Annotated in this window: 5 protein-coding genes and 2 pseudogenes; 2 read left to right on the top strand and 5 right to left on the bottom strand. The window is 62.1% G+C overall.

Translation table 11 applies throughout. The features are described 5' to 3' along the window. Positions 1 to 469: 469 nt before the first annotated feature. The 3 genes and pseudogenes from AWB94_RS21010 to AWB94_RS36305 form a co-directional block, all read right to left on the bottom strand. Positions 470 to 772, bottom strand: coding sequence for an EthD family reductase (locus AWB94_RS21010; RefSeq protein WP_062657065.1), 303 nt, complete (start codon positions 770 to 772; stop codon positions 470 to 472). Positions 773 to 805: 33 nt separating this feature from the next. Next, positions 806 to 1,105: pseudogene (locus tag AWB94_RS36310) on the bottom strand (hypothetical protein); the annotation flags it as partial. Positions 1,106 to 1,120: 15 nt separating this feature from the next. Further along, a complete protein-coding gene (locus AWB94_RS36305) occupies positions 1,121 to 1,249 on the bottom strand; it encodes an SDR family NAD(P)-dependent oxidoreductase (RefSeq protein WP_409371345.1) in 129 nt (42 codons plus the stop codon). Positions 1,250 to 1,529: 280 nt separating this feature from the next. Between AWB94_RS36305 and AWB94_RS20995 the strand changes: the two genes are divergently transcribed. After that, complete coding sequence (locus AWB94_RS20995) at positions 1,530 to 2,963, top strand: FAD-dependent oxidoreductase (protein WP_201029548.1); 1,434 nt, start codon at positions 1,530 to 1,532, stop codon at positions 2,961 to 2,963. Between the two features lie 249 nt (positions 2,964 to 3,212). Beyond that, complete coding sequence (locus tag AWB94_RS20990; RefSeq protein WP_109762273.1) at positions 3,213 to 4,868, top strand: amidohydrolase; 1,656 nt, start codon at positions 3,213 to 3,215, stop codon at positions 4,866 to 4,868. 147 nt (positions 4,869 to 5,015) lie between these two features. Here AWB94_RS20990 and AWB94_RS20985 read toward each other — a convergent pair whose 3' ends face one another. Together AWB94_RS20985 and AWB94_RS36300 are read right to left on the bottom strand one after the other, a co-directional pair. Further along, complete coding sequence (locus AWB94_RS20985; RefSeq protein ID WP_084395176.1) at positions 5,016 to 5,711, bottom strand: RNA polymerase sigma factor; 696 nt, start codon at positions 5,709 to 5,711, stop codon at positions 5,016 to 5,018. A gap of 441 nt (positions 5,712 to 6,152) precedes the next feature. Then, positions 6,153 to 6,500: pseudogene (locus tag AWB94_RS36300) on the bottom strand (hypothetical protein); the annotation flags it as partial. Positions 6,501 to 6,589 lie beyond the last annotated feature (89 nt).

Raw genomic sequence — 6,589 nt, 5'->3', positions numbered from 1 at the left:
TCCGGTCCGGTGATCGAACCAGCAAAAATGCGGAGAATTAAAACCGAGTCCTGGTTACCGATCTCTGACGCGGAAGGCCCCCATCAACCTTGCGGCGGCGGTGTCGAGCCGTTTGGAGGGCGTCGCCCCCGACACTGTCAGATGGTGAAGTGGGAGAGGTCGTGTCGCGCAGCGTTGAAAAGTGGGCGGAAGACAGCATTTTGTCGAGAGACGGTCTACTTTCGATCGCGCGTAGAGAATTTCGAGGCGCCACAGGCCTAGCCGGATGGCGGATGCCTAACTCGGCAGGGAACGGTGTCGACACGAGGTTGATCCTTCCAGCAAGGACGAATCCTCACCGGTCAGGAGTCAACCAAACCGGGGCAGTCCCCCCGTCTGTCACGACGATCGTCGATGTGCGCGTGGTGTGTCGATACACACGAACGCAATCCACCAAGAAACGCTGTGCAACGGTCGGCCCAAGGATGCCTCAGCGCGGATCGAAGACATGACGCATCACGACCGTGGTGTCGGTGAAGTTCTTCACGTCCGCCATCACGCGCTCGGTTTCCGCCGAGTTGAGCGCCCGGTCGACGTCGCCGGGTTCGGCGAACCGGTACACACCTATGGACACCCATCCGTCGCCATCGCCAACAGGATAGAAGGCCTCGGCGGCCTGGAGTCCATACTTGCCCCAGCATGCCATCGCCAACGCAAAATGTTCAGTCGCGTAGTACTTTCGGTCGAACCAAGTACTGGAATCGCCAGCACACACAACGATCATCTTGGTCATCGAGGTGTTCCTTTCTGTGGTGTTCTATTTTGGTCAAGCGGTTGGTGTTCGGCAACGAGCAACTCGCCGACTGCAAAGTGAGGGCGACTCTTCGATGTGCTCGGTATCCGTCGACGCCTTCTTGCACCCGCCACTCTGTATCGGCACGCGCGAGATCTCCTCGTCGCAGCCATATGTGACGCCACGCGACCCGAGCTCGCGGGCGATCCCAAGGCTAAAGGCTGACAACGCCCCCTTGATCAGCGCGTACACAGCCAGCTCAGGAGCCGAGACCCGGTCGGCGTTGATGCTACCGATGTTGATGATGCGCTCGCCGCTGCGCAGATGCTTGAGCGCGTAGTGAACCGTTCAGAACGGCCCACCGATGTTGATCGAAATCATCCGGTCGTACTGCTCCTGAGAGTAATCGTCGCGCGGCGCCCGGTATAGAACAGCGGCGTTGTTCACCACGATGTCCAATCCGCCCAGTCGGGTGATGATCTCAGCGCCGATACCCGCGATCCCCCGGTTACCACTCTTCGCATCGAAGTTTCATCCACGATTCGTGCGTCCGCCGGCAGCGCAAACGGCGCCGTCACAGGGCGCGGCGAATCAATTCTGCAGCGGTGCCGTTCCTTCCATAGGAACGGTGGGAGCCACGTGCTCGACTGTCGACCTGCCATCACGGCCTCAAATCACGGACACGCGGTTTCGGTCGACCAACCACCGCCACCAGGGGCTACCGGACCCGCTGATCAGCCGTCGGCAAGGCGACGACGTGACCGGCCCCGACCTTCGACGAGGAGACCGCATGACTACGACCACCGACAACCCCCGCGACACCTTCGACCGATTGGTTCGCACCGGCCCACCCACCAGGACACCCACAACTATCGACACGGCGTGCGTGCTAGGTGGCAGCATCGCCGGACTCTTGTCAGCGCGTGTACTCGCCGATCACGCACGCACGGTGATGGTGATCGAGCGCGACGAGGTCGATGGGGAGGGACGTTCGCGCGCGGGCGTCCCCCACGACCGACAGCAGCACGCGCTGCTACCCGCTGGACGCTCCTTTCTCGATCGGTGGCTTCCGGGCTTCACCCGCCAAGCACAGGAGCGCGGCGGGGTGTTGATCGGTCCGGACCGGGTCGCTTACTACGTCGGCGGCAATGAGCAGGTGCGCAGCCGCGGTTCGTCGATACTGGGTGGGACGCGCCCGTTCCTGGAGTCATTGATCCGCAGCAGAGTTCTCGCACTGCCGAACGTGCACTCGATATCGGCGGCCGCTACCGGCCTGGAGATACGTGATAATGCTGTCCGTGCCGTTCGATACCATGAGTGTGGCGGCGGCAAGACCCTCGACGTCGACTTTGTAGTAGACGCGATGGGACGGTCCAGCAAGGTGGGCTCCTGGGTCGAGCAGGCCGGCTACCAGCGTCCGCCCCTTGAGCGCATCGGAGCCGAGATCAACTATGCGACAGCCATGTTCAAGCGGTCTGGAGATGCCGAACAGCAGCCGGTCCTCGGTGCTCACGCACACCCCGCTGACTTGTTGAGGCCTGAACGCCCGCACGCTTTCGCGTTCCCAGTCGAAGGACATCAATGGATGGTGCTTCTCATGGAGTATGGGGACGTCCGGCCCCCCAAGACAATCGACGCGTTCCGGTCGGTGTGTGCGTCGCTTCCCGCAATCTTCGGACGCGCGGTCGCTGGGAAGGTGACGCGTGACGTCGAGACGTACCGGCTTGCAGACAGCCGCCGCCGTGAGTTCATCGAACTCACGCGATACCCGAGCCGTCTGGTCAGCGTCGGTGACGCGGTGGCATCCTTCAACCCGGTCTACGGCCAGGGCATGTCGTCGGCGGCGTTGCAAGCCAGCGCACTGTCCGAATATCTGTGCTCTTCTCCGCAACTCAACAGCATGGCGACGGGCTTCTTCGAACTGCAGTCGGTTGTCGTCGATGCGGCATGGGCCGTGTCTGCAGGTGCAGACGCGGCCCGGCTGGACGCCATCAACGGCATCGAGGTGCCCGACGACGTCAGACGTCGTCGGTGGGCCCTGGATCAAGTGATGCAAGCCGCCCAGATCGACCGCACGCTGGCCGAAGCGTCGAGCGCGGTGATGGCCATGCTCGCCCACCCGTCGACGCTCTCTGCTACGGCCATCGTCGAGCGAGCGGTAGCGGTCAACCAGCAGCAGCGGCGGCGGTGAACGGGAGGCTGGTCCTGACCACGCAGGGCCCAACCATTCCGCGATTCCGGTGAGAGTCATACAGTGATAACGACGATAACAGACTGTGCGCGAGCGCCGGGCCTGCCCGAAGCAGGTTGATGGTCGAGTTCCACGTTGGAATGCTCTGTGTAAGAGAGGCGTTGACTGTGTGTGCGGCGAACCGGCGTGCCCATTCAGCATCCCGGCGCCCGGCAGCAGTCCATACACAATCGAGTAGAAGGGCTCATCGTGAGCGAATCGACCGATCTGATCATCACCAACGCAGACGTCCATACGTGTGACTCGACGTCGAGTCGGGCGGAAGCGGTCGCGGTGTCGGGTGGGCTGATCACGGCGGTGGGCGCTGCCGCCGACGTCGCTGCGCTCGCGACGCGTGGCACTGACGTCGTGGACGTCGGCGGCCGCATGGTGATGCCCGGCCTGATCGACATCCACGCGCATCTGCTGACGGGCGGCACCGCAATCACCTGGGAGTTGCCGCTACAGCCCGAAGACACTCTCGATGACATCCTCACTGCCGTACGAGCACACGCAAAGATCACACCCCCAGACGAGTGGATCATTGGTGGTGTTGTCGGCAGCTCGGTAATGGATCGACTCGCCGAGGGCGGATACCTGCCAGCACTTGATGCGGCCGCCGGAGGCCGGCCGGTACTGCTGCGTGACCACTCCTACCACAATCGTTGGGTCAACTCGAAGGCCTTGCAATTGATGGGTGTTGATCGAAATACTCCCAATCCGCCCGACGGCACCATCGTGCGAGACAGGGACGGAGGCCTGACCGGTGTTCTCTATGAGTCGGCATGCACGGTGGCCGAGCGAGCGGCCACCGCGTCGATCAGCGATCCTGCCGCCCGCGATCGGGTGGCAATGCGCAATGCGATCGAGCACATGAATTCCTTCGGAATCACCGCGGTTCAGGACGCAGCCACACTAGAGCCTTCGCTGCGCGCCCTCAGCGAACTCGATGACGCAAACGGGCTGACTTCATGGATTGTGGCCTCCCTGCCGGCGCGGCCCTGGATGAGTGATGCCACAGTGGGGCCGCAGTTGTACGCCGCCGCTGTGCAGCACCGGCGCGCACAGGTACGACCCGACTTCGCCAAGCTTTTCCTCGACGGGGTTCCGACAACCCGGACGTCCGCTCTCCTGGAACCCTATATCTGCCACGGTGCCCACGAGGATCCCGCCGACACCGGTCCCCTGTTCTGGACGGACAGCGAACTCATCGCCGAACTTGAGCTGTGTCAGGAGGCGGGGCTAGGGGCAAAGCTGCACGCCACCGGGGATCGATCCGTTCGCCAAGCCCTCGACGCGTTCGAGGTCATGCGGCAACGCCACGGCACACAATCGATCTTCCACATCGCGCACGTGGAGTACGTCGCGCCCGCTGATGTTTCCCGCTTTGCAGCCCTGGGCGTCGTCGCTGATGCGTCACCCTACATCTGGTTTCCCACGCCGTTCGAAGGGAGCATCAAGAACCAGGTCCCGCCGTCTATATTCGATCGGTCCTGGCCGCTCCGAGAGCTTCTCGATCACAACGCCCTACTGGCCGCGGGATCCGATTGGCCCATCGTCCCCACGCCCAACCCGTGGAATGCGTTGGAAACCTTGGTTACCCGCGCAAGCCCCGATTCACGGGTCGGTGGCCGGACCAACCCAGCAGGCGCGATCACTCTGCGCGAGGGGATCATGGCGTTCACCAGCAGCGGCGCCCGAGCTATGGGGATGGCGGACACCATCGGAGCACTGGTGCCAGGCCGGTCTGCAGACTTCATCGTCTTGGACCAAAACCTGTTCGATGTCGACACGTCTGCCATTCACCGAACCGAAGTTCTTCAAACGTATTTCCGCGGCCGCCGGGTTCACGGTACTGAGTTGTGATGCACGCTGCGGCTACCTATCGTGAAATGATCTCAGCTCCAATCGAAAGTGAGCAAGTCGCTCCGGGGTGAGTGCTAGTCGACGTCGCAACCCCGTCCTGCATCCACCTTCTGATCGTCACGATGGCGTGATTGCAGGCTCGGCACGCTAACTGGCAGCGGGGTTGGTAAGGGAGAGCCGAAGCAGAGCCTTACCCCGGTGCAACCGCGATCCTACGGTCCCTACCGGCATCTTGAGCAGATCGGCTATCTCGGTGTTGCGGTAGCCGGCGATGCAGGCATAGTAGACAATTTCGCGTAGGTCCTCCGGCAGATCGTGTAGTGCTCGTTCTGCGTCGCTTGGAGATAGGCGAAGCACTACGGCCTCCGCGGATTCGGTACTCCCGTTTGTGACCGTTGATCCCCCGATGGCCAGCCAGCTGTCGTTGACGTCGGCACTCAGCTGCTCCGCGGGCCGCCTCTGTGTCGATCGGTGCTTGTCAATCCACGTGTTGGACATGATCCGGCCCAACCAGGACTTCAGATGAGTCCCCTCGCGATAACTATTGAAAGACAAGTACGCTTTGAGGAGGGTCTCTTGCACCAGGTCTTCGGCATCGGCACGTTGATGGGTCAACCGGGCCGCATAGCGGATGAGATAGTCACGGATATCAGCGGTTTCGCGTGTAAAGCGCTCGTCGTCGAGATCCAGGTCGCGATAGCGAGACGGCGCTCCGCCGGGGCGGTGCCTTGGTGCCCGCGGTACACGAGGAACACCGCGGGGGTGGGAGAGTTCGACTGGGCATAGGTGAGCGGTGTCGCCGCTAGCCGCTAGTTGCTGATCAGCTTGTCCCGTTTCGCGCATAGGATCAATCTCCTTGATCGCGGGTGTCTGGGCCGGGTCGCCGGCTTGCCATAGGGAATGTCAGGTCGAGATCTGCACACGGTCCCCGCATCGCAACTTTTGCGTTCATAGCCAGTACCAGGCGCAATGTGTCAATGTAATTGGTTGTGCCACTGTGGTATACGTGTCCATGCGGCTAATGTCCGATGCCGTCAGAATTTCGGGAGAAGGGTGAACTATCCGGCACGACTGCGAAGGCTGGGCGACTGGAGTGATTGCTCCATCACACTGAGACTGTTGGTCCCTCGATTGCTGGAACTACGAAGCGAGTCGCTCGCGACCGGCGACGGGCATACGGGTACCTGCGATATGCGCGCCTGGCCGCCAGTCGGTATCGACACGCGTAGAAGTGTGTGCCCGAGGCGTGGACGACATGAAGCTCGTGCCGGCGGTGGATGACCATCAGCGAGCATCTCCGTTCTTCGAGAGCTGCTCAGGTGAAGACGGGTAGGAAGGCGCGACTCTGCGTTTCCGTCGTTCCTGATCTATCGCTATCGACGGTAACACGTCTCGATCCGGTGTAGTTTTTCGTGGTCGTTGCAGCCAGGGAGAAGCCCATTCCCGGCGCTGGCCGTACACCCGAATTCTGGGAGGACTGGGCGACTCGGCGCCCCCCATTGCGCGAAAACCGTGTATCCCAGTACCCCGTGGATTTGCGGACATCGGCGGCAACACCTCTGCAGGGATAGTCAGATCGCTACGCCAGGTCTGTGAGAACCACCCTCCTCCAGGGTGAGGTGACAGATTGAGCCGTGCAGCCCAGGGGCGGAAGTCCCGTCACGTCAAACACTGCTTCCTTCGTGATCAGTCACGTGGTGATGCTGGGCCGGTCGGATGCA

The organism is Mycolicibacterium canariasense (assembly GCF_002101555.1).
Classification (GTDB): domain Bacteria; phylum Actinomycetota; class Actinomycetes; order Mycobacteriales; family Mycobacteriaceae; genus Mycobacterium; species Mycobacterium canariasense.
The sequence above is the reverse complement of the archived record's forward strand: the minus strand, read 5'-3'. Positions and strand labels throughout refer to the sequence as shown.

Coding starts and splice junctions, on each gene's coding strand:
- AWB94_RS21010 (WP_062657065.1), bottom strand. CDS start 772: ATGACCAAGATGATCGTTGTGTGTGCTGGCGATTCCAGTACTTGGTTC.
- AWB94_RS20985 (WP_084395176.1), bottom strand. CDS start 5,711: ATGCGCGAAACGGGACAAGCTGATCAGCAACTAGCGGCTAGCGGCGAC.